At 59.5% G+C, this 26,813-nt stretch carries 17 protein-coding genes, 2 tRNA genes and 1 pseudogene; 10 read left to right on the top strand and 10 right to left on the bottom strand.

The genetic code is table 11. The annotated features are described in order from the left end of the window. Nucleotides 1-112: 112 nt before the first annotated feature. From BL8807_RS04285 to BL8807_RS04275, 3 genes are all read right to left on the bottom strand, one after another. Nucleotides 113-1,480, bottom strand: coding sequence for an ATP-binding protein (locus BL8807_RS04285; RefSeq protein WP_143147959.1), 1,368 nt, complete (start codon nt 1,478-1,480; stop codon nt 113-115). Beyond that, on the bottom strand, nt 1,473-2,210 hold the full coding sequence (locus BL8807_RS04280) for a LytR/AlgR family response regulator transcription factor (protein WP_072724364.1): 738 nt from the start codon (nt 2,208-2,210) through the stop codon (nt 1,473-1,475). Before BL8807_RS04280 ends, BL8807_RS04285 begins: the two co-directional genes overlap by 8 nt. A 234-nt stretch (nt 2,211-2,444) precedes the next feature. Next, entirely contained in the window at nt 2,445-4,016 is a 1,572-nt protein-coding gene (locus BL8807_RS04275; protein ID WP_162493608.1) for a threonine/serine exporter family protein, read from the bottom strand. A gap of 631 nt (nt 4,017-4,647) precedes the next feature. Between BL8807_RS04275 and BL8807_RS04270 the strand changes: the two are divergent. Further along, nucleotides 4,648-7,326, top strand: a pseudogene (locus BL8807_RS04270) (phosphoenolpyruvate carboxylase); the annotation flags it as partial. A 430-nt stretch (nt 7,327-7,756) separates the two neighbouring features. Here the strand turns inward: BL8807_RS04270 and BL8807_RS04265 are convergent. Next, nucleotides 7,757-8,368 carry a sugar O-acetyltransferase gene (locus BL8807_RS04265; protein ID WP_072724369.1) on the bottom strand — a complete coding sequence of 204 codons (612 nt, stop codon included), beginning with the start codon at nt 8,366-8,368 and terminating at the stop codon, nt 7,757-7,759. 374 nt (nt 8,369-8,742) lie between these two features. Here BL8807_RS04265 and BL8807_RS04260 point away from each other — a divergent pair, with 374 nt between their 5' ends. Together BL8807_RS04260 and dcm are read left to right on the top strand one after the other, a co-directional pair. Beyond that, complete coding sequence (locus BL8807_RS04260) at nt 8,743-10,728, top strand: Sau3AI family type II restriction endonuclease (protein ID WP_158217124.1); 1,986 nt, start codon at nt 8,743-8,745, stop codon at nt 10,726-10,728. A gap of 93 nt (nt 10,729-10,821) precedes the next feature. Then, nucleotides 10,822-12,090, top strand: a complete 1,269-nt coding sequence (gene dcm, locus BL8807_RS04255; RefSeq protein ID WP_072724372.1) for a DNA (cytosine-5-)-methyltransferase — start codon at nt 10,822-10,824, stop codon at nt 12,088-12,090. Here dcm and BL8807_RS04250 read toward each other — a convergent pair whose 3' ends face one another. Beyond that, entirely contained in the window at nt 12,091-13,554 is a 1,464-nt protein-coding gene (locus tag BL8807_RS04250) for a MutH/Sau3AI family endonuclease (RefSeq protein WP_072724374.1), read from the bottom strand. 242 nt (nt 13,555-13,796) lie between these two features. On the opposite strand from BL8807_RS04250, the gene BL8807_RS04245 reads away from it, so the two are divergent. The 4 genes from BL8807_RS04245 to BL8807_RS04230 all read left to right on the top strand — a co-directional run bounded on the left by BL8807_RS04245 (nt 13,797) and on the right by BL8807_RS04230 (nt 17,534). Continuing rightward, nucleotides 13,797-14,333 (top strand): 3'-5' exonuclease, encoded by a 537-nt coding sequence (locus BL8807_RS04245; protein ID WP_072724376.1) that lies wholly within the window; start codon nt 13,797-13,799, stop codon nt 14,331-14,333. 172 nt (nt 14,334-14,505) lie between these two features. Continuing rightward, the gene (locus tag BL8807_RS04240; protein WP_072724377.1) at nt 14,506-15,198 is read left to right on the top strand and encodes a carbonic anhydrase; all 693 of its coding nucleotides are present in this window, start codon (nt 14,506-14,508) and stop codon (nt 15,196-15,198) included. Nucleotides 15,199-15,655: 457 nt separating this feature from the next. Continuing rightward, nucleotides 15,656-16,960, top strand: coding sequence for a hemolysin family protein (locus BL8807_RS04235; RefSeq protein WP_072724378.1), 1,305 nt, complete (start codon nt 15,656-15,658; stop codon nt 16,958-16,960). 94 nt (nt 16,961-17,054) lie between these two features. Further along, complete coding sequence (locus BL8807_RS04230) at nt 17,055-17,534, top strand: Dps family protein (RefSeq protein ID WP_072724379.1); 480 nt, start codon at nt 17,055-17,057, stop codon at nt 17,532-17,534. A 118-nt stretch (nt 17,535-17,652) separates the two neighbouring features. Here the strand turns inward: BL8807_RS04230 and BL8807_RS04225 are convergent, their stop codons facing one another. Next, entirely contained in the window at nt 17,653-18,336 is a 684-nt protein-coding gene (locus BL8807_RS04225) for a M48 family metallopeptidase (protein ID WP_226847477.1), read from the bottom strand. A gap of 312 nt (nt 18,337-18,648) precedes the next feature. Here BL8807_RS04225 and BL8807_RS04220 point away from each other — a divergent pair. After that, nucleotides 18,649-18,722, top strand: a tRNA-Ile gene (locus tag BL8807_RS04220). 68 nt (nt 18,723-18,790) lie between these two features. Further along, nucleotides 18,791-18,863, top strand: a tRNA-Ala gene (locus BL8807_RS04215). 421 nt (nt 18,864-19,284) lie between these two features. Here the strand turns inward: BL8807_RS04215 and mscL are convergent. Next, nucleotides 19,285-19,728: a large conductance mechanosensitive channel protein MscL gene (mscL, locus tag BL8807_RS04210; protein WP_072724381.1), complete on the bottom strand. Its 444-nt coding sequence runs from the start codon at nt 19,726-19,728 to the stop codon at nt 19,285-19,287. 249 nt (nt 19,729-19,977) lie between these two features. Here mscL and BL8807_RS04205 point away from each other — a divergent pair, with 249 nt between their 5' ends. Continuing rightward, nucleotides 19,978-20,952: a DUF5692 family protein gene (locus tag BL8807_RS04205; RefSeq protein WP_072724383.1), complete on the top strand. Its 975-nt coding sequence runs from the start codon at nt 19,978-19,980 to the stop codon at nt 20,950-20,952. Between the two features lie 426 nt (nt 20,953-21,378). On the opposite strand, the gene BL8807_RS04200 is transcribed toward BL8807_RS04205, so the two are convergent. The 3 genes from BL8807_RS04200 to BL8807_RS04190 all read right to left on the bottom strand — a co-directional run bounded on the left by BL8807_RS04200 (nt 21,379) and on the right by BL8807_RS04190 (nt 26,524). Next, complete coding sequence (locus BL8807_RS04200; RefSeq protein WP_072724385.1) at nt 21,379-24,333, bottom strand: glycoside hydrolase family 3 N-terminal domain-containing protein; 2,955 nt, start codon at nt 24,331-24,333, stop codon at nt 21,379-21,381. Nucleotides 24,334-24,518: 185 nt separating this feature from the next. Beyond that, nucleotides 24,519-25,820, bottom strand: a complete 1,302-nt coding sequence (locus BL8807_RS04195) for a sensor histidine kinase (RefSeq protein ID WP_072724387.1) — start codon at nt 25,818-25,820, stop codon at nt 24,519-24,521. Next, complete coding sequence (locus BL8807_RS04190) at nt 25,817-26,524, bottom strand: LytR/AlgR family response regulator transcription factor (RefSeq protein WP_072724390.1); 708 nt, start codon at nt 26,522-26,524, stop codon at nt 25,817-25,819. The genes BL8807_RS04195 and BL8807_RS04190 overlap by 4 nt, the downstream gene beginning before the upstream one ends. Nucleotides 26,525-26,813: the final 289 nt, after the last annotated feature.

The following is a 26,813-nucleotide window of genomic DNA, read 5'->3' as shown; positions in this document are numbered from 1 at the left end:
AGGCGTGCCGGATGGCACGATTGGTATCGATGGCGGCAACTTCCGTCGCCGGATCGCCGATGGCCGGCAATTCGCGACCGTAGGCTTGCGGCCGGTGGTTAGCAGCTGGCGACTAGCGGGCCGCGTCCTGCGGCTCGCGATCCTCATCCCGCCGCGGCTGACGCACCGGCAGCGGAAGCAGCACCTGCAGGGTGAAGGCCTTGCCGTCCGTGCGGATGCCCATCGTGCCGCCGTAGCGTTCCGCCGTATAGCGGATGCCGCGCAGACCGTACCCGTGGTATCCGGGCTCGGAGGTTTTCGAGGTGAGCGGCAGTCCGTCGACCAGCTCGATCGGCTCGTCGCAGTAGTTGCGCACCTGGATCAGCAGGAAGTCGTTTTCGGGGCGCACGGAGACCTGGATCACCCGCTTGTCCGGATCGGACTGTTTCATCACGCTTTCGATCGCGTTGTCGATCGCGTTGCCGAACAGCGCGTACAGGTCGCTCTGTTCGATGAAATCCAGACGTGAGGCGTCCGCCATGCAGGTCATGGTGATGAGCTGCGCCTCGCAGTACAGGCTTTTCTCGGTGAGCACCACGTCGAGCACCGGATTGCCGGTTCTCACCACCGAATCGTAGACATCGACCGAATGCTCGATCTCGCCCAGCTGGCGGTCGATGTCCGCGTTGCCGTGCGTCGCGCGGAACGCCGCGACCTGGTATTTGAGGTCATGGCATTTGCGGTTGATCACGTCGATCGTCTCTTTGGACACCTGGTACTGGTGCCGCTGGTGCCGCCACAGCTCCTGCACCATATTGAGCTCGAGCTGCGCCTTCTGACGGCGTTCGATGTCGTTCTGCAGGTACAGCACGATGCAGCACAGCGTCTCCACCAGTACGCGGAACGCCGGCACCATATTGGACGGTTCGGAACTGCCGATCAGCCAGAAAATCACCCGGTAATCGGCGACCGTCATGAACACGGCCACCATCACCAGCGTGAACAGCACCTTGCGGCGGCTCATCAGATACCGTCCCGACATCTGCAGCTGCGGGGCCAACCATCGGCGGCAGCAGACGTACAGCACCGCCATCATCAACGCCAACGCCGCCAACCGCACGCACCACCGCACCCATCCGTCGAACCACATCGTCAACAGACTGGCGACCTCCGAAATCGGCGAGACCAACGACAGCGACCACACCGCCACGTAGGTCCCGGTGGCGATGCCCATGCGCATGATGGCAACGGCAAACACCCACAGCGCCACCAAGCACATCGGCGTCTCCACGGCGGTCCACGCGGTTTTGCTGTCCACGAACACGGCATCCACCGCCACCACCGCGACGGCCAGCAGCACCGACCAGCCGATCCGCCACGCCCTGTCGCGACGCGTGGCCGCCCGTGACGAGGAGGTGGCCAGCGCGCAGGCCACGACCAGTCCGCAGCACACCACATAGAGCACGGGACTGATCAGCATCTGGTTGACGAGCTCACTCATGGTCGCCTCCTCCCACATACGCGGCCATCGCCGCGATGAATTCCTTGCCCTTCTGCCGGCTGACCGGCAGCCGCTCCCCGCCGACGATGGCGTCGCGGCCCTCCTCGATGCCGGTCACATGCGCCAGGTTGACCAGATAGCTGACGCTGCAGCGTGCGAAATGGTGCGGTTGCAGCGTCTCCTCCAGATTCTTCATCGACTCGCGGATGCGGATCACGCCGTCGACCGTGTGGATGAACATGTCGTGGCGTTTGCTCTCCACGTAGAGGATGTCGCTGACGCGCACCTTGTGCATGCCGTCCTTGGAGGTGAAGATCAGCGACTTGCCGCGGTCCTCGCGCCGCGCGATGTCGTCGATGGCGCTTTGCAGCTCCATGGCGAAACCGTAGTAGTTGATGGGTTTGAGCACGTAGGAGCGCGCCCGCACCGTGTAGCCCTCGATCGCGTATTGGGCCATGCTGGTGATGAAGATGATGATGACGTCCCGGTCGACCAGGCGAATCTCGCGTGCCGCCGAGATGCCGTCCATTCCGGGCATTTCGATGTCCATCAGCACGATGTCGAACACAGGTTGGTAGTCGGCGGCGATCTTCGCGCCGTCATCGAACACCACATGGCTGATGCTTTCGCCACGTTCCTGCTCGAATTGGGCGAGATACCGCTCCACGACGGACACATACCCCGGATCATCTTCGACGACGGCAATTCGAATCACTGCTTCGCTCTCCATGGTTCAGTCTTCTGGCAACACTGCTCAAGCCGGGCAGACTTACCCTTCCCATTATGCCCCGCCCGTGGAAAAGCCGCGCCCCCTCGGCGAATTGGCGCGCGCCCAAGCTTCCAACGTCATCCTGAGCGGAGCGTAGCGGAGTCGAAGGATCTCTTTGTTGTAAGATGGAGATCCTTCGACTCCGGCCCGTGGCCTTCGCTCAGGATGACGGCAATGCGCGCGTACGCGCGCTAATTAGATGTCGTAGCGCCAGGATTTGTCGGTGATGACGCGCGCCATCGCCAGCCCGATGGGCAGGCAGACGATCACCATGAAGGCGCGGAAGGCCCAGTCGAGAGCGAGCTGGGTGTCGAATTGGCCGAGGTGGAACATGGCCTGGTACATATACATGCCGGGCACCATGATCACAATGGACGGCACGGTCAGGCAGATGCGCGGGTAGCCGAGATGCGGCGGGAGCCAGCCGCGGCGCACGGAACTACGCCATGCGGAGGCGAGGAGGCCGGCCAATAGCGCGCCGAGGAAGGCGCCTCCTTCGGCGGGCATGCCCATATCGACGATTTCCAAACGGAAGGTGTCGGTGATGGCGCCGATGAACGCGGCGACGAGGCACATGCGCTGCGGGGAGTTGAACAACACGGAGAATCCCCACACGCCGACGAACGCGGCGACGAACCGCAGCAGGCAGTTCACCGCGGGGTCGAGGCCGAGCGGCTCGAATCCTTCCGGATTGAGGTGCACGATCAGCGCCACGGCCCAGCCGGCGAGCGTGGCCATCAGAATGATGCACAGCACATAGCAGATGCGTTGTATGCCGGAGGGGAAGTCGATTTTGGCCATGTCGAGTCCGCCGGTGATCAGCGGGAAGCCGGGGATGACGAACAGCATGGCGCCGATGTAGGCGGTGTCGTGTTCGAGCGCGACCGGGTCGACGAACCAGCCGATGGCGCGCAATACGCCGGTGCAGGCGAGCGCCGCCACGGCCACGCACACGAAGGTGACGAAGAATTGGTTGAGATGGTGGGCGAAGAGTCGTCGGCGCAGCCATTGGCCGAGGCCCGCGCCGATGAACGCGCCGACCATGTCGTAGATGCCGCCGCCGAGCAGGAACACGAAGGCCGCGCAGGCGAGCGCGGAGGCCAGTCCGGAGAACCAGGGAGCGTAGAGCGGCTTGCGTCGTTCGATCAGGTCGAGTCGTTCGTGCGCCTGCCGCACGGTGATGCCGTGGGTTTCGCTCGTTTCGTCGCGCTGGGATGAGACGTAGTCGAAATGTTCGGCGTATTCGCCTTTGGGCGGTTTGTGTCCGTGTTTGGTGGATTCCGCGGCGGCGTCGGCGGCCTCTTTCGCGAGGCGCTCCGCTTGGGCCCGTTTGGCTTCGCGGTCCTTTTCCACGGCCCGCATGATGGATTGGCGCGCGTCGGGGGAGTCGAGGTGTTCGACGAGTTCTTCGGAGATGTCCGGCTTGGCGTGGTACATGGAGCCGGTGCCGAGGTTCACGTTGAACCAGTCGGCGAAATGCTCGAGCAACCAGATGCGTTCGGTGTTGACGCCGGTGGTGGGCAGGTCCACGACTTCGGTGATGCGGTCGCGTCCGTCGGTGCAGGCGGCTTCGATGTCGGTGAGGTTCACGTCGGCGCGCACGTGCACGCCCAGCGGGTAGGCGATGCGGTGCATCATCTCGCGCACGCGGAAGCTGCCGGTGCCGGCGCTCAGGTCGAGCATGCCGACGCGCACGATCACGCTGGCTTTGGCGGCGATGCCGGCTTCGGTGACGGGTTTATCCCAGTCGCGTTCGATATCCTCCATATCCAGGGGGATGGAGTGGGTGTGGAATTTGCGCACGGCGGACGCCCCGGTCGCGCCCGGTTCCGCTTGGTGCGCATGCTGATGTTCATGCCCGTTCGTCACACTTCTAGGTGTACCGCACGCCCTGCCCGACGGCGTTTTCCATTGCGCCGTGCGTGGGCGGAACGTTCAGAGTCAATCAAAGGACGGCACTACATACGATGCAGTGCGCCGCACGCAGGCGAAACGTTCCCGCGGTCGCACGAATCCACGCATCCGCACCGGCAGTGCGCCGCGCGTGGGCTGAGCGTCTCCCGCCGTCATGCCGAGCGTTGCCGAGGCATCCCGTCCCGCCGTTATGCGCGGTGGATCCTTCGTCTCCACCATGCCCCGCTTGAGCTGACGCGGAAGGAAGAAAAGTGCACATTGTGGACTTCGTAACCTAAATGGCGATTATGCGGGCCTACAATGTTCCGCACATAGCAACCACGCTGAATCGAAGGCTGTGGGCTCGCAACGGGCGGCCTCAACAACCGTGGAGGAGCCACGGACGACCGCTAGACCGAGCAACCGGAGGTTCGGCAAAGGAGAGTATATGTCACAATCACAAGAACAATTCGCACTCACCGAGGCGTCGGACACGATGATCCGCGATGAGCAGCAGCTTCCCGAAACCCTCGGCAATGATATGGAGCTGTGCCTGAGCATCCTTCGCGAGGTGCTCGGCGAATACGATCCGCATCTGCTCGCCACCTTCGATCAGGTGCGCGACTACGCCGTCGAGGCCAGCGCCGAACATTTCGGCGGCATGACCGACCCGCACCCGGACGAGGACGGCCTGGCCAAGGCGGTCGAGGTCATCGACAATATGAACCTGCACGACGCCCAGCTGTTGGCGCGCGCGTTCGCCACCTACTTCCACCTGGCCAACCTGAGCGAGGAGAACTACCGCGTCTCCGTGCTGCACCAGCGCGAGGCCGAAGTCAACGACAGCCAGGCGGTCGATCCGGTCAACGAGATGACCCTCGCCTACCATCAGCTGATCGGCGAGCTCGGCCCGGCGAAGGCCAAGGAGCTGCTGGACAATCTGGAGTTCCATCCTGTGTTCACCGCCCATCCCACCGAGGCGCGACGCAAGGCCGTGGAGGGCAAGATCCGCCGCATCGCCCAGCTGCTCGAGGTGCACAAGCTGCTCGGCGGCTCCGATAAGAAGGAGAACTACCGCCGCCTGTTCAACGAGATCGACGCGCTGTTCCGCACCTCGCCGATCGCGCTGAAGAAGCCGACGCCCGTCGAGGAGGCCGACACCATCCTCGACATCTTCGATAACACGCTGTTCCACACGATTCCGCAGGTCTACCGCCGTTTCGACGACTGGATGCTGGGCGACAAGGCCGGCCTCGTGCCGCCCGCCTGCCCCGCGTTCTTCCGTCCCGGCAGCTGGATCGGCTCCGACCGCGACGGCAACCCGAACGTCACCGCCAAGGTGAGCCGCCAGGTGGCCCGCAAGTTCTCCGACCACGTGATCGGCGCGCTTGAGGAGGCCACGCGCACCGTCGGCAGGAACCTCACCATGGAGTCCGAGACCACGCCGCCCAGCCAGGAGCTCAAGAACCTGTGGAGCCGCCAGCGCGAGATGAGCGAACGTCTGACCTCGCGCGCGTCGGTGATCTCCACCAAGGAGACGCACCGCGCGGTGATGCTGGTGATGGCCGACCGCCTGCACTACACCATCGAACGCGACGCGGACCTCATGTACCACTCCTGCGACGAGTTCCTCTCCGACCTGCGCGTCGTGCAGCGTTCGCTGGCCGAGGCCAACGCGAAGCGCTCCGCCTACGGCCCGCTGCAGGACCTCATCTGGCAGGCCGAGACCTTCGGCTTCCACATGGTGGAGATGGAGTTCCGTCAGCATTCCGTGGTGCACGCCCGCGCGCTCGACGACATCCGCGAGCATGGCCTGCACGGCGAACGCGGCGAACTGCAGCCGATGACGCATGAGGTGCTCGACACCTTCCGTGCGCTGGGCGCGATCCAGAAGCGCAACGGCATGAAGGCCGCGCGCCGCTACATCATCTCGTTCACCAAAAGCGCGCAGAACGTGCGCGACGTGTACGAGCTCAACCGTCTCGCCTTCGCGAACCCGCAGGATGTGCCGACCCTTGACGTGATTCCGCTGTTCGAGCAGCTGGAGGATCTCGAGAACTCGGTGAACGTGCTCGAGGAAATGATCAAGATCCCCGAGGTACAGAACCGCTTGAAGGTCACCGGCGGCAAGATGGAGGTCATGCTCGGCTACTCCGACTCCTCGAAGGACGCCGGCCCCACCTCCGCCACGCTGGCCCTGCACTCCGCGCAGGAGCGCATCGCCCGTTGGGCCGAGTCGCATGACATCGACCTGACGCTGTTCCACGGACGCGGCGGTGCCGTCGGCCGCGGCGGCGGTCCGGCCAACCGCGCGGTGCTCGCGCAGCCGGTCGGCTCGGTCAAGTGCCGTTTCAAACTCACCGAACAGGGCGAGGTCATCTTCGCGCGCTACGGCAACCCGGTGCTGGCCATACGCCACGTCGAGTCGGTCGCGGCGGCCACGCTGCTGCAGTCCGCGCCGAGCGTGGAGAAGACGAACACCGAGATGACCGAGAAGTACGCGGATATGGCCGCGGCGCTCGACGAGGTCTCGCATGAGCGCTATCTCGACCTGCTCAACACCGAGGATTTCGCGCCGTGGTTCTCCACGGTCACGCCGCTGACCGAGATCGGCCTGCTGCCGATTGGCTCGCGTCCGGCGAAGCGCGGTCTGGGCGCCAAGTCGCTGGACGACCTGCGTACGATCCCGTGGATCTTCGCGTGGGCGCAGGCCCGCGTGAATCTGGCCGCCTGGTACGGCCTGGGTTCGGCGTGCGAGCAGTTCGGCGATCTGGAGACGCTGCGTCAGGCGTACAAGGAGTGGCCGCTGTTCTCGACGTTCATCGACAACATCGAGATGTCGATCGCCAAGACGGACGAGCGCATCGCCAAGATGTACCTCGCGCTGGGCGACCGCGACGATCTGCGCGACAAGGTGCTGCATGAGATGAAGCTCACCCGCCAGTGGGTGCTGAAGATCGTGGGCGACGAATGGCCGCTGCAGCACCGCCATGTGCTGGGCCAGGCGATTCGCATCCGCTCGCCGTACGTCGACGCGCTGTCCGTCACGCAGGTGCTGGCCTTGAAGTCGCTGCGTAAGAAGGTGGACAAGGAGGAGCTGAGCCAGAGCCAGCAGGCCGGGTTCATCTATCTGATTCTGTGCACCGTAAGCGGCGTCGCCGCCGGCCTGCAGAATACGGGGTGACGTTTGCGTAGGTGAATCGCGCCTGCGCGCGATTCACCCGCTGGGAAGCCCAGTGGGCTTCCCAGCCGCAAACGTAGCGAGGGCGATGCGCTTGAAGGGAGCAAAGCTCCCGCGCATCACCCTCGCAGCACAGCATGGCCGCGCACATCGCGCGGCCATTCCATTTCCCGCCGCGCGCAGCGCGCCACCGCCAACACATGTCACGTCAAACACTCCCGCCAGATTCCTCTTCGTCGACGCACAGCAACTCCCTCTTCTCCTGCCCGTGCGACCTTTCCGAACATTTTATGTTCACCATCACCACCCACAAAACGTTGAAATCCCAACGAAACCACCTTCAAAATCGAACATCTTCCATGTTCGCAATCCTCGCACGGATGCCAATCCCCTGCCTGCCCGTGCGACAGCGCTCCTGTCCGTAGCGTCCGACCTACGCATCATACCGACGGTCACGCCAATAGAACTCGTAATCCCGCTCGCCGATCGGGCGCACCACCTCGCATGGGCTCCCGTACGCGACCACGTTGGCGGGGATGTCTTTGGTGACCAGGCTGTGCGCGCCGATCACGCTGTTGTCGCCGATGGTCACGCCGGGCAGCACGGTCACTCCCGCGCCGATCCACACGTTGCGGCCGATGACGACGGGCTCGGAATACTGTCCCAGCTTTTCGCGCAAGTCGGGGCGGACCGGATGGCCCGTGGTCACCAGCGTGACGTTGGGGCCGATCATCGTGTGGTCGCCGATGGTGATGTCGGCGTCGTCGACCAGCGTAAGGTTGAAGTTCGCATAGCAGTAATTGCCCCAATGCGTGCCGCAACCCCAGTTGGCATGGACGGGCGGTTCGAGATAGGTGTCGTCACCGACCTCAGCGAACAGCGCCTTCATCAGCGCCTGGCGGCGTTCCGGATCATCCGGCCGCGAGTTGTTGAAATCATACAGCAGCTGCAACTGCTCGCGCTGCGCCTCGGCCATGCCGGGATAGTCGCAGAAATACACGCCCGGCGTGCGCATGACGTCCAAAATCTCTTGCGGGACGGCCATCGTTGGGACTCCTTTGCGGGTCGGGGTCGCACGGGCACCGTTGCGCCATTCATCCGTGCGACCTTTTCGAACATCTCATGTTCACTATAACCATCCCACAAACGTTGGAATTCCAACGAAACACCGCGAAAATCGAACATGACCCATGTTCGGAAAAGTCGCACGCCCCGCTCTCAGCCACCACCCCGTGCGCAGGCCTCATTGTGACAAATCGATCGCCAATCGGGCTCTATAACGCGACAAGCCACCTTTCAAAACGAATCTGTAATGTGACAATTCACCCCCGAAACCAGCTCTATTTTGTTACATGGTCCTCTCTAAACGTTGGCATTTCAGCGATACTATTGCATCTAGCACACGTAAGGAGTCAGGTAATGATACGAATCGTTAAAGCCATCTGCATGGGGGAGGATGGGACCTTTCTCTGTCTCAACCCAAAGCGCAATGGACAAATATGCGCCTTCCCCGGAACAGAACGGCGTGACGACGAAAGCGATCACGACGCGCTTGAACGACTGCTGACGGGGTTCTTCGATAAAGAATTAGCGGTCGGCTCAAAACTCTGCCGCACTGAATGCCGACACGACGGGCAGAAATACGTCATCGACTCATTCCTGTGTTACCCGGACAAACATGGTGAAACATTGCAGGACGGACGAGCCCTGGCATGGCTCAACACCAGCGAAATGGCCCAATACCAAGGGGATCCATACGATCAGAAAGCCATAGACAAAGTCACATTCCCAACGTTCGGGAAAAGCATCTACAAGACCAAGAAAGCCGTGCATAACCATGCGCTCGATGCCGTGGGTATGAGGCTCGGCGAAATCGATGCGGACAACACAAAGAACCCCAACAACAAAGGCTATCCCGGAAACGTCGTCGAACAGGTTTGGTTCGAGCATCCTGCCGACAATATCTCCGCCCCCGATTTCCCGGAGGCCGGCGTCGAGCTCAAAGTGACGCCCATCGATTACAAACAGGCCGAAGACCACGTGGAGTACAAGGCCGGGGAACGTCTTGTGCTCAACATCATCAACTACCGAGACGAACATAATGTTTCGTTTGAGGAAAGCTCTTTCTGGAACAAAAACCGCTTTCTCGAAGTCATTCACTACCTGCGAAGGAATATTACTCAGAAAGGCCTTGAGGAAGACCGTCGCAAATATCAGATCAAATACGCCAATCTCTTCGCCCTCGACGATCTCGACGAACCAGACTTCCCTGAGGAAGGGCTTGTTCAGTTTTCCGATACGCATATGGCGCGCATTCGGCAGGATTGGAATACAATTCATACTCTCATCGCGGAAAACAGAGCACATGAACTGACTGAGTCACTAACCACGACCCTCGGAACATGCACTAAAGGCACTTCCGACTATCGTTACACAACGCAGGCCAATGGCGCTCACGCAAAAAGCCGCGCCTTTTGCTTCAAGCAAGGCTTCATGACAACGATTCTTCAGGAGTACATACTCAAAAAGGAGCAATCGCAAAGTCTGATTCGCGACGCGGGGATGCTGAGCAATCGCTCTGTCGAAGATATCATTCTTGACTATTTTCGCCCGTACGAACATCAGACCATGCAACGGATCGCCGAACATTTTGACCTCACTTGGCAATCCAATAAAGCGCCGAAAAATCTTGCGTACATGCTGGTTCGACGCATGCTTAACCTCAATGGAGCAGATATCGGATCTGGCAGTGACGACGACTACACCAACCTGAACGCGGAAGAACTCGGCAACGGGCAGGTGCGCGTCAAAACCATTACATTGTTCCACGGCAAACCTCAGGAAAATTTCAAAGTACAAGCAATCCCTTCCTTCAAGGAATTGGCAGCTGAAGACTGGGAGGATTCGAGATTATATGAGGACCTTGAGTCGCAGCGATTCTTGTTGCTCGTGTTTGATAACGAAAACGCCGATAAAGACGACAAAAACCCGATGGGGATGCGGTTTTTAGGAGCAAAGTTCTGGAGCGTTCCCGCCGCCGATTTAGATGGTGACATCAAATCCGTATGGGAAGAGGATGTCAATAAAATCCGTAACGGCGTCGAATTGGAATACCGCGGCAAACGTGTTTACAACAATTTTGTCAAAGCATCCAGCGGAAGAATTCTTCATCTTCGTCCCGATGCCGGCAAATCACAATATTGCGCGCCTTACCGAACAACCGAAATGAAAGACGGCAAAACAAAACATGTGACCATGAATAACGCCAGGCAGCTCCCCGTACCGGCAAAATGGACGAACCGACCCTTAGATAAACTTCATCTATATGCTGATGACTATATGACAAAGCAAGCTTGGTGGCTCAACATGGACTATATGTTCCAGCAGATTCAAGAATTGCTGTAATCTCAGCCGACTCGCGCATGTTGATCTTTGGGCGAGAAACGCATATAATTTGACAGTTGAAGTAGAACGTATGTTCGGATCGAAAGGATTGCCATGTCCAAGACGATAAAGGTCGCTGAGCTATTCGCCGGCGTCGGAGGTTTTCGTCTTGGCCTAGACGGCTATGGCAAACCGGGAGAAGAGTTCTACAAAGAACCTGCGGGTCCTTTTACGACGGTATGGGCCAATCAATGGGAGCCTATGGGGCAGGAAAGCAAGCAGTTCGCTTGGCGTTGCTACGAGAAACGATTCGGCGAGGGATCTTGCGTCAACGAGGATATCGCCAAGGCTCTAGACAAAGTCGACGCCGGCGAAATGACCATTCCAGACTTCGACATGCTGGTCGGAGGCTTCCCCTGCCAAGATTACAGCGTGGCGAAGCCTCTGGCTCTATCCGCTGGCATTGAAGGACATAAAGGCGTGCTCTGGTGGAGCATCAACCGTTTATTGGAGATGCGCCAACCCAAATATGTGTTGCTGGAAAACGTCGACCGACTGTTGAAATCTCCGGCAAGCCAGCGCGGCCGTGATTTCGCCATCATCCTATGCTGTCTGAATCGACTGGGATACAACGTGGAGTGGCATGTGGTGAATGCAGCCGATTACGGCATGCCCCAACGCCGCCGCCGCGTATACATCTACGCCGAACACAACAGCGATTGGGGAGAGCTCGACTCCCGCTTGTTCGAGAACGGGGTATTGGCGAGAGCATTCCCCATTCAAATCTCTGAACGGAATCGCACGCACCGATACTTTGAAATTGGCGCTGATCCTTATGAAATCACTCAGACGTTTGGCAAAGGCGATAAAGTCAGCATCTTCGCCAACGCTGGCGTAATGATCAACGGCGAAATCCTCACAGCCCGGGTGGATTCAGTGTATAGCGGCCCCCAACGAACCTTAGGAGAGGTGCTTGTTCCCTCTTCTGAAGTACCGCCGCAGTATTGGATTGACGACACCAAGATGGAGTCGTGGCGTTATCTTAAAGGCGGCAAGAAAGAACTACGCACCGCATCCAGCGGATTCCAATACACCTATTCGGAAGGCCCAGTCGCATTCCCCGACAATCCTGGACTCCCAAGCCGCACTATCCTGACCGGCGAGGGCGGAGCCGGAGCCAGCCGGACCAAACATGTCATTGAACAAGATGGCCGCATGCGTCGTCTCGTCCCCGATGAGCTCGACCAACTGCAGATGTTCCCCAAAGGCTGGACCGCAGACGGCATGACCGATGGCCACCGGGCCTTCTGCATGGGCAATGCGCTGGTTACCGACATCCCCCATCGCATCGGCAAAGTCATCGCTTCCGATCTAACGGACTGACTATAGGAACGGAAGCTGACTCATCTTTTCCGCCATGTAACTCCCTTTCACCCATACATTTTGCCGATACATACGTAACCCGTTAACGCATACCGTTTTGTAACGAGGGTCGGAGTTATCGCCACTTCCGCGAAAGAAAACCGTCCGCTCACTTGATTTCGGCCAATTCGGAGCAGAACGCACTTCGCCATTGCGATTACGAATGACTTTCCCGTCTTTTCGCACATCTGGAACTATCCGAAGTGCATGGTCGAAAATAAGCCGACGAGCCTCGTTCCATGTGCCACGTACTTCTATGTCAACGAACTCTTCGTCAAAACAGAACCGTTTAAATCCTTTAAAAACGTTTTCACCAAACGCCGCGCCAGAACTCGGCTCCTCGAAGACGCTGCACAGTATCTGCGATTCATAGAAGTTTGCCCTAAATGACGACTCTTCAAATGTCATATTCGGGTTTTGCAGCTCATCAAAATCAATCGCATCAAACTTGGTGTCCTCCGTTCTTCCACCATTCGCTGTCAACACGATAGTTTTTCCGACAACGGAAAACTTGGCAAACGTTTCCACTCGGCTCATCTTCTTCGCCTTGCCACCAAACATCGCAACAACTATTCTCTCAGCATCTCGCTTGGAGGCTTCAGCCTTCCGAGGAATACCAAACTCATCAAATAGCTCGAAAACAGTTTTGCCCGCATATTGCTGAGTCAGCTGATGGCACTCAAAATCAAGATCCTCAAATCCTGTATATTCACGAGGGAGTATGTCGTATTGCATGCCAAACCGCTGATTAACCAGCGTTGAAACAAATTTACGCTTTAACCTAAATCGTGGCCGATTGGGCCACTTAGGAGCAGTATCAATAACCGTCAATCGTTGTCTGTTCAAATCCGAACTAATACGAGGATACTGGCTCTGAGGGTCATCTGGATAGCGTTGATGAATGTCACGAATGAAATCACGGACTATCGTCCAATCCTTTTCCAAACGAGCACGGTCTTCCCCTGAGAAATCCACAAATTGGTAGTTTTTAATAGGAAAATCGGCATACTCCGCCGGCGTGCTCGCCCTATGTGCGTATTCATAGTAGACGAAAAGCATGTGAGCTGTCTTTTCCCAGAAACTGGAAGTTTCAAAATCTTCAGAGATTATTTTCTCGGGACTCACTGCGGTGACGGATACCGGCTCCTTAGCCTCAAAGGGAATTCCGTCTTTTTTGGATTCGACAATGCCTGTCGTCTTCAATTCAGTTTCCACACCGTCCACTTCGAGATCCGGCCGTCGAGCATTATCCGCAGGATATCCCAGAACCGATTGTTCTATCACCGCACCCGGATTGCCTTTGTTTCTTCCGTTTCTTTCAAGAACATGCTGAACGTCCACATCTTGTAGACGCTTGTCTATGCAAGCGTTCAGAATCTGTTCCAGCTCTGACTTAGTAAATTGGTGCCGATTGTCCCTAGCCATAAACAAAGATTACCTTACGAACGTCTCAATCCACTTCCAGACACTGCAAACCCAAGCCCAACTCGTCGCCTGTCCTGCGTACTCCAAAACTCCTTCGGACACTCAGTGGGCACAGCACTCGCCCACCCCACTTACCCCACAACTGATACAGTGGCTATGCTGATTCGACGAAGCGGCCACAGCCAAGTCTGACGTGACAGGCGCAACGCACGCAACGACGGAACGGAGAGAAACGAAATAACATGGGCAATTATTTGGACACTTGGCTGGACGAGTACGTGGTGCTGGATCTGGAGACGACCGGGTTTTCCGCGGCACGCGACGCGATCATCGATATCGGCGCGGCGCGCATCGTCGAAGGACGGGTGGTCGAGGAATTCTCCCAGCTCATCAACCCCGACCGTCCTGTCTCTCGGCGCATCACGCAGCTGACCGGCATCACCAACGATATGCTCGACGGCCAGCCGTCCATAGAAACCGTACTGCCCGAGTTCCTCGACCGCCTCGGCTCCAACGTGCTGCTCGGCCACAACATCAGCTTCGACCTTGGCTTTCTGAACCATAACGCGCAACTGGTGGTCGGCCATCCTCTGCCCAACGACTATATGGACACCATGCGCCTGAGCCGTAAACTGTTCCCGCAGGAGCGCACGCATAAGCTGGAGGCGCTGATCCGGCGCTTCGACATCGCCGACGTGGAGGAGCACCGTGGTCTTTCCGACGCGATTCAGACCGCGCAGTGCTATGAATATATGAAGCGGTTCGCACGCGGCTGCTGACGCGACGTCGACGTGCGACCTTTTCGAACATGACCATGTTCGCTTCACAGCGCCAAAAACGTTGAAAACTCAAGAAAGTCGAGCACTAACCGAACATTACCCACGTTCGGAAAAGTCGCACGGGTATCGCTCTCGAACCCGCCCGTGCGCGGACGCACCACAGGAGGACGCCATGGAAGACAAGGAATCGACTGCCAGCGCGACCTGGAGCCGCATGCTGCAGGGCAATCGCCGTTTCGCGGAGGGCAATCCGGAGCATCCGTGGCAGGATCGCATCACGCGCGACAGCCTCACCCACGGACAGCATCCCGACGCGGCCGTCATCGCCTGCGCCGACTCGCGCGTGCCTCCCGAAATCATCTTCGATCAAGGCCTCGGCGACCTGTTCACCGTGCGCACCGCAGGCGAGGTGTTGGACGATGCGGTGATCGCCTCGCTTGAGTATGCCATCGAGCAACTGCATGTGAGCGTGCTGGTGGTGCTCGGCCATGAAGGTTGCGGCGCGGTGAAAGCCGCCGTAGACGGAATCGACGCATTGGCTAACGAATTCGACGATTGCGACTGCTTCCACGCCACCGATGCCGCCGCGCACGCCGACCCGGAGGTCCATGTCGCACACTTGGCGGCCATGCTCGCCGCCCAAGATTCGCCCATCATCCGCGAGGTGGGCCAATCGGTGTTCGAGGCGCAGCAGGCCGACCTGGAAACGGCGGAGGATTTCGAACGCGCCCATGTGGCCCGCACCATCGAACTGCTGGTCGAACGTTCCGAAGTGATCCAGCGCGCGCTGGGCGAGGGGCAGCTGATGATCGCCGGCGCACGTTATCTGCTCACCACCGGCAAGGTCGAAGTGCTGAGCTTCTAATCCGATCCGGCAAACACTCGAATCATCCAGTTGGCACTTGGCCCTTCGAGTTGGCACCCGGCTTCGTAAGTCCGTTGCGTGGATTGGTGGAATGACGCCAAGCACTGGGCATTCCCGACGAGGCTGGGTGCCAACTCGAGGGGCCAAGTGCCAACTCATCATCACCAGACTGTCCGGCGCATTCCACCCCCACCGCCTTATCACGCCCAAATAACTGTAAGAACCCGCAGAAATTGCAAATTCGTCCAATGAACTGGACGAATTCACATTTTTAGCGATTCCGTCCAACAAACTGGACGGATTCGCAATTCCCACAATCCCGTCCAATTCACTGGATGCATATGGTCTCTATGGCTTCTCGAGAACTGCCCTATACCTAGGCCTCAGTGTGATTGCGTTACATTAACTTGTTTGAAGCCCGCAGCGCAATGACGTGCCCACGCCCTAGTGTGGAGGCATGTCACTTGGATTGAACATCGTACTGATATTCGTTTTCCTCCTGATTGGCGCCGTGTTCGCCGGTACTGAACTGGCGCTGGTCTCCCTGCGAGGCTCGCAGATCGAGCAGATGGAGCAAGAGGACGCCCGCGGCGCGCGCGTGGCGAAAATCGCCCGCGATCCGAACACCTTCCTGTCCACCGTGCAGATCGGCGTGACGCTGTCCGGCTTCCTGTCCGCCTCGTTCGGCGCCTCGTCGATCGCGCCGTTCATCGTGCCGGTCCTCACCGGCTGGGGCGTGCCGAGCGCGGTCGCGAGCCCTTTGGTCACCGTGGTGCTCACGCTGGTGATCTCGTACTGCTCCATCGTCATCTCCGAGATGGTGCCCAAGCGCATCGCCATGCAGAAGGCGGAGTCGATCTCCCGTGCCGTGGTGCCGGCGATCGACGCGTTCGCCACCGTATGCAAGCCCATCATCTGGCTGATCGGCAAAAACACCAACGGCATCGTGCGCCTGCTGGGCTTCGACCCGAACGAAACCGAATCCGAGGTCTCCGACGAGGAGCTGCGCGTGCTCGTCAACTCGAACAGCTCGCTGAGCAAGGACGAACGCACGATCCTCGACGACGTATTCGACGCGTCCGAAACCATCGTGGCCGAGGTGATGCGCCCACGCGCCGACGTGGTGTTCATCGAGGCCGACCAGCCGATCGAGCAGGCCGCCGCGTTCGTGCGCGACCAGCCCTATTCGCGTTATCCGGTCACCGGCAAGGATTTCGATGATGTGGTCGGCTTCGTGCACGTGCGCGACCTGCTCGACGTGCGCGACCCGAACGCCACGCTGGTGCGCGACGTGACCCGCGAAGGCATCTCCCTGCCCGGAACCTCACGCCTGCTGCCCAGCCTGGAGCTGCTGCGCAAGCGTGGCATCCATCTGGCCGTCGTCATCGACGAGTACGGCGGCACCGACGGCATCGTCACGCTGGAGGACATGACCGAGGAGCTGGTGGGCGACATCCGCGACGAATACGACCTTCCCGACGAGAAGGGCGGCGAGAGGCAGAACCGTAAGGCTTTCGTCGACGGCGTGGCCACCATCGAGGGCGGCACCACGTTGGAGGACTTCGAGGATCTCACCGGCATCGAGCTGGAGGACGGGCCGTACGAGACGGTGGCGGGCTATATGCTCGCGCACACCGGCAAGATGGGCGAGGAGGGCGATGTGCTGCACTCCGACGACGGCTACGACATGGTGGTGACCAAAGTGGACGGCCGCCGCATCGAAACCATCGAGGTGCGCAAGCGCGACGAACACGGCAAGTGAGTTTCCTCTCATTTCGCCGCCGGTCCGCGCATCGACGGGTCGATGGCCGTAGAATCGGTACTACCATTCCCACGAGGAAAGAAAGGAAGTCATTATGACACTTGCATTCGTGGTTCCCGGACTCGATGAGGCCGCTTCGGAAAAGGCCATCGCCATCCTGCAGAACAGGCTCAGCCAGGAGCAGGAGGCCGCGCTCGTCCTGAAGCACGCCCACTGGAACGTGACCGGACCGAACTTCATCGCCGTGCATGAGATGCTCGACCCCGAAGTGGAGGCCGTGCTGGCCCAGGCCGACGAGACCGCCGAACGTATCGCCACGCTGGGCGGAACGCCGGATGGCCGCGCCGACGCCATCACCCGCAACCGTACGTGGAAGGCCTTCGACCTCGGCGGCCGCAATTCCACCGAGGATTACCTCAAGGCGCTGATCGACTACTACGACGCCTTCATCGCCGACGACCGCAAGGCCATCGCCGAGCTCGACGAGCTGGATCTCGTCTCCTCCAACATCATCCAGGACCACGTGCAGGAGCTTGAGAAGTTCCAGTGGTTCATGCGTTCGCACCTCGCGTAAGCGGGCGATTCGCGGACTTCGCGAACTTCGCGGACATCACAGGCCTCCCATCCTCTTGCGAACTTGGACGGGAGGCCTTTCCTTTTCTCCGTCATCCCGAGTGCCAACTCGTTGCAGGTCAGACAATCGCCTGGCGGTTGAGCTCGCGCCTGATTCGTCGCCAATTGGGCAGATACTCGCCCATCCTCCGCTGAAATTCCGCGCCATGCCCGCGCGCCCACAGATGCGTCATCTCATGCACCAACACGTACTCCAAAAACCGCGGCTCCATCAGTCCCAACTGCAGGTTGAGGCGGATGCGCCCGGTGCTCGGTGTGCATGACCCCCAGCGCGACGTCATCAGACGCAGGGTGACATGGGTGGGAGTGCGTCCGATAATCGGCCCCCAATGGGAAAGCAGCGCGGGCAACGCCGATTCGATGACGGCCGCAGCTTCACGCCGTCTTTGCTCGGTCCATATCGAGGCGGAATCGGTGGGGCGTTCGCCATCTTCGACGGATTGGCGCTGGGATGGAACGCCAGTTCCCCCAGACATTGCGGATTTGCCTGCCGCCGGGTCGCGGGAGGCATCCGGCAACGCACCGATCCGAGCCAACCCCTCCCTGTGCGCGTCGATGATCTTTCGCCGTTGGCGATCGACCCACGGGCGATGCTGCCGGACAAAATCCTCGATTTGCCGCTGCGGCATGCGGTATGGCGCGGATATGGTCACGCGCCCGTCCGGCGGGCGGACCCTCACATACATGTTTTTGATGGATTTCCTGGTCACTTCGATTTCCAGCCCATCTATGTTCAAAGTCATATCCCTATTGTCCTTCAACCCAATCACACCGCCTCACAGCATACGCACGGTTATTCGGCGGCTTCAGACCTTGTCCGACTTATCCCGCGTCATACGCCCGCCCATCATATTGCCCCCAATCCACATATTTGCCGGACCACCCGTTTCGGTTCTACCGATCAACTTGCCCGCTTCGCCCACAGCCTGAATGACCCATCCGATCCGTCTGGCATGTCCGACACGCGCCACGACACGACGCGACACGACTCGCTTGACATATCCATCTCGACTGGTATCCTAGCTTCTTGTGCGCTTTTGAAGTGCGCGAAAAACGGGCCCGTAGCTCAGGTGGTTAGAGCGCATCCCTGATAAGGATGAGGTCGGAGGTTCAAGTCCTCCCGGGCCCACAGAAAAACTGCAGCGGCTTTTCGGCCGCTCTTTTTTTCTCTATGTGCTGCGGCTCCGGCCAATATACGGGGCTATAGCGCAGCTGGTAGCGCATCTGCTTTGCAAGCAGAGGGTCGCCGGTTCGAACCCGGCTAGCTCCACTCGCAGCACAGTGCAAACCCGCAGAATCTCAACGATTCTGCGGGTTTTCCGTTTTCCCACACGAATGTCTCGGTAACGGCCGGAATGCCTTGACGTGCATTCAGTAGACATCTGTAGACATGACTGAGCCATGGTTTCCGGTCCAACGCCTCCCCAAGTGATCAGGCAGAGAGATATCTGCGTTACTGGTAGTGGATTCAGGCTCCTGCGAACGTCTATCTGCGTTACCGGTAGTGCCGTATCAGCGTCATAGCCGCTATCGTCGTTGATATTCCGCCACACATACTCGGCGGTAGGCCATAAGGCCACTACCGCTAACGCAGATTGAGTTTTGCGGAGGCCTGAATCCACTACCCGTAACGCAGTTAGACGCAATTCAACCGGACTCCGCGTCCTCAACTTCAGCCCCAGCCCTCAACCTCACCTCTGCGGTTTTGGGGCGGCGGCCAGCTGGTCGCGAATCTGCTCAAGCAGGATCACGGTCTGCTCTTCAGGGCTCAGAGTTTTCTGCTGCTCCTCAGCCGCTTCGCTGTCGCCGGCGGCTTTCTTGGAGGCGAGCATCGCCGCGGACATGTCGCGGATCTTATTGATCGGCACGAGCACGAAGAAGTAGACGGCCACGGCGATGATCAGGAAGTTGAGCGCCGCGCCCAACACCGCGCCGAACGAGATGGTGGCGTTGTTGAAGGTGAAGGCCAGCAGGCCGTCCATATTGGGTTTGCCGAAGATCATGGCGATCAGCGGGTTGATCAGGCTGTCGACGATGGCGTTGACCACAGTGGTCACCGCGCCGCCCATGACCACGCCGACCGCCATGTCGATCATATTGCCGCGGGCGATGAATTTCTTAAAACCTTCGATCATGACTGCTCCTTGAGATGGCGGATGCTCCGCATGGGGTCCTGCATGGCACATGCCATGCGCCGCTGCCAGCCTATCGCCACAACCGAACCGCCCGAACCGCCGCGACAACGATTTTGACACATCGTCAACACAAGGATATACTGCTGTGCGTCAGGAATTGACAGCACGTCAACACCATATTGCCGACAAGCTGCCAACGCCCGCCCGACGATGGGCGGGAACCCTAGAGATTGAAGAAAGGTCAACACTATGTTGTTCCAGGTCTACGGCGACAACGCCGTGTTCCAATGGATCGGCTGGATCCTCGTGTTCTGCTGTCTGCTCGGTGCCAACGAACTGGCCCGCCGCACCAAAACCGGAGGCATCGTCGCTTTCGTGGTGATTCCGGCGATTCTCACCGTCTACTTCATCACCATCTACGTAGCCGCCGCGGCCGGCGCCGAGTGGGCGCTGACCAACCCGACCTACGTGCATATGACCAGCTGGTTCCACTACGCCAAGCTCTATGCGGCCACCGCCGGCTGCATCGGCTTCATGGCCCTCAAATACAAATGGGGCAGCATCGGCAAATCCGAATGGTTCAAATGCTTCCCGTTCGTGATCGTGGCCATCAACATCCTCATCGCCGTCGTCTCCGACTTCGAGTCCGCCATCCGCGCATGGGGCACCACCTGGGTCTCCACCGAAGGCGTGACTCTGATGGGCGGCTGGCACAACGTGTTCAACGGCGTCGCAGGCCTCATCAACATCGCCTGCATGACCGGCTGGTTCGGCATCTACGTGAGCAAGAAGAAGCAGGATATGCTCTGGCCCGACATGACCTGGGTGTTCATCGTCGCCTACGATCTGTGGAACTTCTGCTACACCTACAACTGCCTGCCCACCCACGCCTGGTATTGCGGCCTGGCGCTGCTGCTCGCGCCCACCGTGGCGAACGCGCTGTGGAACAAGGGCGGATGGATCCAGAACCGCGCCAACACGCTCGCCATGTGGTGCATGTTCGCGCAGGTGTTCCCGATGTTCCAGGATTATTCCGTGTTCTCCACCCAGTCCGTGAACGACCCGAACGTGAACCTCGCGGTTTCGATCGTCGCGCTGGTCGCCAATATCGCCGCGCTCACCTACATTCTGGTGCGCGCAAAGAAGCAGGGCGTCAACCCCTGGCTCAAGGAGGTCTTCAAGGGCACGCGCGACTACGAGCAGGCCATCGCCCGCGCCGAATAGCCAAGTAGTCGCGTTTGACGGCGGCGGATCGCCGCGCCACATGATTCGCGAGTGGGGGCTTTCGGCAGGAATGACGGAAGCCCCCACTCGCGTCTCAACGCACATGATTACCGCCATTTTTTACCGCCATTGGCGGTAAAAAGACAGAAGCCCCACTGATGGATAACGAAAAGGGGCGGTCACCTTGTGAACACCCCTACAGAGCAACGGGAGAACACGTTTACTTACTGCGCGGCACGCGCGACTACGAGCAGGCCATCGCCCGCGCCGAGTAGCCGAGTAGTCGCGTTTGATTGCGGCGCGCCGTCAGTCCAAGAATGGCGGAACGCATCGCTCGTATTGAAGAAACGGGGATGCCGGCAAGGCATCCCCGCTTTCGTTATGCAATGCGAGAGAAACGTATGTGATTAGATGACGAGCGCCTCCTTATTCGGCCGATTGGTTCGGAGCATCCGCCCCGCCGAGCGGCTCGTCCGCCCCGGTGGACGTCACGCTCAGCACCGCTTTGGGCTTGCGATTGCGACGCACGCGAATCACCATCCATGCGATCGAGGCTGCGATAAGCAGCACCATCACGCCCGTCACGACCTTCACCATGGTCTCCCACAAAGCCGGATGATACTTCATCGAGGCACCGGGAGCATATCCGTTCATCAGATTGGAGTTCACGGCGGTGTAGAGGATATTGTGCGAAGCCGTGCGCAGACGTTCGACCGCGATGGCGCTGGTGGAATCCGTGATCGGCTTCATCGTCATCCACGACAGTTGCAGGTCCGAACCGCCCGCGATGCCCCAATCGGGGGACATGTAGGCGCTGACCGCCGCCATATCCGTCACGACGGTGCCTTCGAAGCCCCACTCCGCGCGCAACACGTTGTTCAGCAGCGCGGACGAGCCGCCGCTCCATGTGTTGCCGAGACGGTTGAACGAGCTCATGATGCCCAGCGCGCCCACCGTTGTGGTCTGGCGTTCGCCATCCTCGGTCAGATAGGGCACTTCGATTTGGCTGGTCTTGACCACGATTTCGAAGGGCTTGAGATAGATCTCGCGGATCGTCTGCTCGTTCGCCCACGTGAACAGGCCGTTCTGATCGCGGTTGGTCTCCTGGTCGTTGAGCGCGAAATGCTTGGTGTAGGTATATACGCCCTTTTCGCCCGCACCCTCGACGACCGAGGTGGCCAGCACGCCGGATAGCACCGGGTCCTCCGAATAGTATTCGAAGTTGCGGCCGGCGAACGGCGAACGGTGGATGTTGACCGCGGGCGCATACCAGCCGTTGATGCCCAACGCCATGGCCTCGTCACCGGCCGCGTTGCCGAGCTCATGGGCGAGCTCCTCACTCCACGTCTGTCCGATCAGCACCGCCGTGGGGAATGCGGATCCATACACGCTGGTGTTGATGAAGGAGCTGAAGCCGGCGGGACCGTCGTAATCGACCGCGCCCGGCTTTCCGAGGCGTTCGATGCCGTTCGTGCGGTATGCGCCGTCGAGCACCAGTTCGGACATTTCCTCCACGGTGAGCTGGTCGAGGAACGTGTCCCACAGCTCATCGTCGTAATCAAGTCCGCGAAGCGATGAGAACCGCACATCGTTATCCGCGCCGGTCGTCGGCATCTCAGCTTCGACTCCCGCGTTTTCGGCGGTCGCGTCATACGGCTGCATGGCGGCGAGCGTCTCTTCGGAAGCCGTCATATCCGCTTCGTCGGGCGTCTGCGGGAAGGTGCCGGCGAAATCGGCTCGCGAGAGCGTGGTTTTGCTGCCGTCCAGGAACGGTTCGGACACGTCGTCGAACTGGTTGGTCGCGGCGGTGTCGTCGCTATCGCGTCCGTCGCTGAACACGACCGTATCGGCGAGATTGTAATCGATGACGTCCACACCGTCCTTGAGGTTGTGTGAATCGGTCTGCAGCTTGATTTCGTAAGTGCCGGCGTCCATCACGTACGCCTGGGCGTCAACGAAATCATAGGAGGCCATCTGCTCCACCGGCATGGACAGCGTGATGGTCTGCGATTCGCCCGGCGCGAGTTCGTCGGTTTTGACGAAATCGCCCAGCACCACATGCGATTTCTCGATGCCGCCGGTGATGTACGGGGCGGTGTAGTACATCTGCACCACGTCCTTGCCCGCCATATCGCCGGTGTTGGTCACCTTGACCTGCAATTCGATGTCGCCGTCCACGTCACCGAGCTCCTGGCCCACCACTTCCCAGTCGAAGGTGGTGTAGCTCAGGCCGTATCCGAACGGGTACACGACGGCCGCATCATAATCGATGAATCCTTCTTCGGCGGCCGTTTCGTAATAACGGTAGCCGTAATAGATGCCTTCCTCATAGTTGACGAAGTAGCCCTTGGCGTCCTCGGAGTCGTTCGCATACTCATTGTTGCCGAAATTCACGAACGTCGGATCCTGGGTGAAGTCCGCGGCGAACAGGTCGACGGTGTGGCCGGACGGATTCACTTCGCCGGACAGGATTTTACCGATGGCGCTGAAACCGGTGGCACCCGGGGCGCCGGTCTGCACGATCGCGTTGATCTCCGGATCATCCTCCAATTCGCCGAGTTCCAGCGACGTGGAGGCGTTCACCAGCACGACCACCTTGTCGAAATGCTGCTTGGCAAGGGCGATCTGATCCTTCTCGTCCTGGTTGAGTTCGAGAATATGCTGCCCGTCGACATAGTTCTCATCCCAGCCCTCCATATCGCGGGGCAGATCGCCGCCTTCGCCGCCCACGCGACCGATCACCACGATGCCGGCACCGGCGTACTCATCGAACGAATCCAAAGATTCCTGGGAGTACTGGTCCACCGGCATTTCGCCGATGTAGTACGTGGAATTGTCCTCGCCGGGCAGGAACGATATGCTGATGCGGCCGCCGTTCTCCGTGGAATGTTCCTCGGCGTACTGGGCAAGCTGCGCGTACGGCGTGGGATTGACCTCATAGCCGGCGTCTTCCAGCGACGTTTTGATGTCGATGACCTCATCGGTTTGCGTGTGTCCGGAGCCGGTGCCGCCGTAGATTGGATCGGCGGCACCGCGGCCCAGCAGCGTGACCTTGGTCGGCTCCAACGGCAGGCTGCCGTCGTTCTTCAACAGCACCATGCCTTCTTCGGCGATGATGTTGATGGTGCCGGTCGAGGCGGCCATCGCCTCTTCGATGGAGTCGTACTCCTGCTCATAGTAGGTGGTGTCCCAGTCCTGCTGGTCGCTGGCATTTTCCGCGGTATACGTGCCGCCGCCCATAAAATTCTCGATTGTGCTGTGGAACGCGCCAATGGCGACGTTGGCCACCAGCGTGACGGCGGTGAGAATCACCACCAGTGGAATCCACAAGGCGAGGAACACCTTGTTGGACATCTTCTTTCGAACCTTGTTTTTTGCCATGTTCGTTCTCCTTCTATCGTGGCATCAGCGTCCTTGCCGACTGATTCCAGCGCGACCGCAACATTGCGGTACGATCACGCTTGGCGTCAGTGTATGGAAAAACGCAGGCGCGCCACTTGGAAGAACGCACGAGCTGCGGGCAATCACGCACGAACAGTTCGCAGAAAGACGTTCCGTCCGAACGATCAGGGCAGGGGGATGACGATCGTCAGCGAAAACACGCCATCATCCGCCCGCACGTTCATCTCACCGTGATGCTGGCGCACCTGGTTGACGATGGAACGCATGCCGAAACCGTGGTACCGCCGGTCTTCTTTGGTGGTGACGGGCAGCCCGTCTTGGAACGACAGCGTTCCCCGATAGAAGTTCCGCTCTTCGATGGTGAGCAGGCCGCCGACCGTTTTCACCGTCATGTCGATCACGCGCCGGTCCCCATCGTCCAATTGCCGCACCGCTTCGATGGCGTTGTCGAGAATGTTGCCGAACAGGGAGTAGAGGTCCGCATCGTCGAGAAACCCCAAATCACGGCCGTCGGCCATGCAGTCGAGCGTGATGCCATGCGCGGAGCAATACAGGCTTTTCTCGGTGAGAATCACATCCAGCGAATCGCTGCCGGTTTGGAAGATCGCGTCGTACACGCGCAGGCTGTCCTCCACTTTGCGCACGGCGTCCGCCGATGGCGGTGCGCCGTTCTCCGCATACAATGTGGCCACCGATTTGCGGAAATCATGGCATTTGATATTGATCAGGTCGATGGTCTCGCGGGTCAGTTCATAATGCTCCTGTTTCAGCCGATCCGCCTGCCTAAGCAGGGCCAGGTCGGTCGAAAGCCTGTCATTGGCGGAAACCAGCAGCAGCATGCACAAACTCAGCATCGTACATAACAAATCATAGAAATAACCGACCGCCTGCGCCGATTCCGGAAGCTGCCGAATCAGCGCCAGATGCGCCACAATCACCAATATCAACACGGCGACACCGGCGATGATCCACATGGCGCCGCTGCGAATCTTCTCATGGTCGATGCGGGAATGCCGCCCCACACACAGGTAGACCATGCAATACAGCACCGCATATATGGCGAGACGCTGCATTCCATGCCCCGAGTAGTACCCCTCGTAGATGTCGTACCCACAGGCGAGCCATACCAACGTCGCCACATCGGAGGCCATGTGCTGCACGGCATAGCCGAGCACGACGGCGATCGACGATTCCAGCCAAGAGGCGCGCGTGCAGCAACGGATCAGTGCGATGACCACAACCGCGCATAGAGCGTGATACAACGCTATCCGGTCGGATCTCCAGCTTGCGCCGCCGTTCAACCCCGTCAAAAACAGCGTGAAAGCGGGAGCGCATACGCATACCGCCACCGGAATCAGCACCAGCCGCCAGGAACGACGCCATGCGAAATGCGTGGAGAACAGCGCCGTCGCACATAACAGCTCGACGATGAACGGGTAAAAATACGCGAATGGGAACAGCGTCATCCCCGCCCTCCGTAATAGTCGGCGAGCGCCTGCATGAGGGGTTTCTTCTTCGCTCGACTGATGGGCAGTCTGTTCCCGCCGACGATCACCTCGTCGCCGACCACGGCTTTGACCCATTCAAGGTTGACCAGGCAGTAACGGTTGCAGGGCGCGAAGTTCGCCTCGGCGAGCGATTCCGTCGCCTCTTTGAGACTGCTCCACACCTTCCATGCGCCGTCGGCCGTGTGGTAGGTCACCTCGTGGCGCATAACCTCCACGTACTGAATATCATGCGATGAGAGGAAGTGCGTTTCGCCTTCGATGGAGAGGGTGACGGTCACGTTCCGTCGTTGGGCGACCAGTTCCTCGATTTTTCGCATTTTGAGCGCGAAGGGAAAGTATTTCAACGGTTTGAGCAGGTAGCCGATGGCGTCCACGTCATAGCCGGTGGCGGCGTAGCGCACCACTTTCGTGGTGAAGACCAGCACCACATGCGCGTCGAGTTCGCGCAGGCGCGTCGCGACCTCCATGCCGTCCATGCCGGGCATGTCGACGTCCAGGAAGATCACGTCAAATTGCGCCGAGTATTGGTTGAGGAAGGACTCGCCGTCGGCGTAGCGCGTGATGGCGTAGCGCGAGGAGTCATGCTCGTAGTACCGGTCCACGAGTTCCGTGGTCTGCGCGGCGTCGGCGGCCTCGTCATCCACGATCGCGATGGTGATCACAGGCGCTCCTCTCCGCTCCGCCGCCGACCCGCGATTGTCGGCATGTTCGCATTATATGCGGCGATTGGGCGATTTCCACGCGTTATGCCGAGTGAGCGGCCGCCCCTTACATCTCAGCGCACATGGTTACCGCCGTGCTGCCGTCAGTGGCCGCAGATCAAAACTTCAGCATACTGAAGTTTTAGCTATCTTGTATCGATATAACTTCAGTACACTGAAGTTATTGAAACCACAGCCGGCTTTACCGCCGACACTTTCAGCGAAGCAAAGCCTCCCATGCGTCATCCTG

Source organism: Bifidobacterium lemurum (assembly GCF_014898175.1).
GTDB classification, from domain to species: domain Bacteria; phylum Actinomycetota; class Actinomycetes; order Actinomycetales; family Bifidobacteriaceae; genus Bifidobacterium; species Bifidobacterium lemurum.
This window is presented reverse-complemented; position numbering and strand designations above follow the sequence as displayed.

Coding starts and splice junctions, on each gene's coding strand:
- BL8807_RS04285 (WP_143147959.1), bottom strand. CDS start 1,480: ATGAGTGAGCTCGTCAACCAGATGCTGATCAGTCCCGTGCTCTATGTG.
- BL8807_RS04280 (WP_072724364.1), bottom strand. CDS start 2,210: ATGGAGAGCGAAGCAGTGATTCGAATTGCCGTCGTCGAAGATGATCCG.
- BL8807_RS04275 (WP_162493608.1), bottom strand. CDS start 4,016: ATGGAGGATATCGAACGCGACTGGGATAAACCCGTCACCGAAGCCGGC.
- BL8807_RS04265 (WP_072724369.1), bottom strand. CDS start 8,368: ATGGCCGTCCCGCAAGAGATTTTGGACGTCATGCGCACGCCGGGCGTG.
- BL8807_RS04260 (WP_158217124.1), top strand. CDS start 8,743: ATGATACGAATCGTTAAAGCCATCTGCATGGGGGAGGATGGGACCTTT.
- dcm (WP_072724372.1), top strand. CDS start 10,822: ATGTCCAAGACGATAAAGGTCGCTGAGCTATTCGCCGGCGTCGGAGGT.
- BL8807_RS04250 (WP_072724374.1), bottom strand. CDS start 13,554: ATGGCTAGGGACAATCGGCACCAATTTACTAAGTCAGAGCTGGAACAG.
- BL8807_RS04245 (WP_072724376.1), top strand. CDS start 13,797: ATGGGCAATTATTTGGACACTTGGCTGGACGAGTACGTGGTGCTGGAT.
- BL8807_RS04240 (WP_072724377.1), top strand. CDS start 14,506: ATGGAAGACAAGGAATCGACTGCCAGCGCGACCTGGAGCCGCATGCTG.
- BL8807_RS04235 (WP_072724378.1), top strand. CDS start 15,656: ATGTCACTTGGATTGAACATCGTACTGATATTCGTTTTCCTCCTGATT.
- BL8807_RS04230 (WP_072724379.1), top strand. CDS start 17,055: ATGACACTTGCATTCGTGGTTCCCGGACTCGATGAGGCCGCTTCGGAA.
- BL8807_RS04225 (WP_226847477.1), bottom strand. CDS start 18,336: ATGACTTTGAACATAGATGGGCTGGAAATCGAAGTGACCAGGAAATCC.
- mscL (WP_072724381.1), bottom strand. CDS start 19,728: ATGATCGAAGGTTTTAAGAAATTCATCGCCCGCGGCAATATGATCGAC.
- BL8807_RS04205 (WP_072724383.1), top strand. CDS start 19,978: ATGTTGTTCCAGGTCTACGGCGACAACGCCGTGTTCCAATGGATCGGC.
- BL8807_RS04200 (WP_072724385.1), bottom strand. CDS start 24,333: ATGGCAAAAAACAAGGTTCGAAAGAAGATGTCCAACAAGGTGTTCCTC.
- BL8807_RS04195 (WP_072724387.1), bottom strand. CDS start 25,820: ATGACGCTGTTCCCATTCGCGTATTTTTACCCGTTCATCGTCGAGCTG.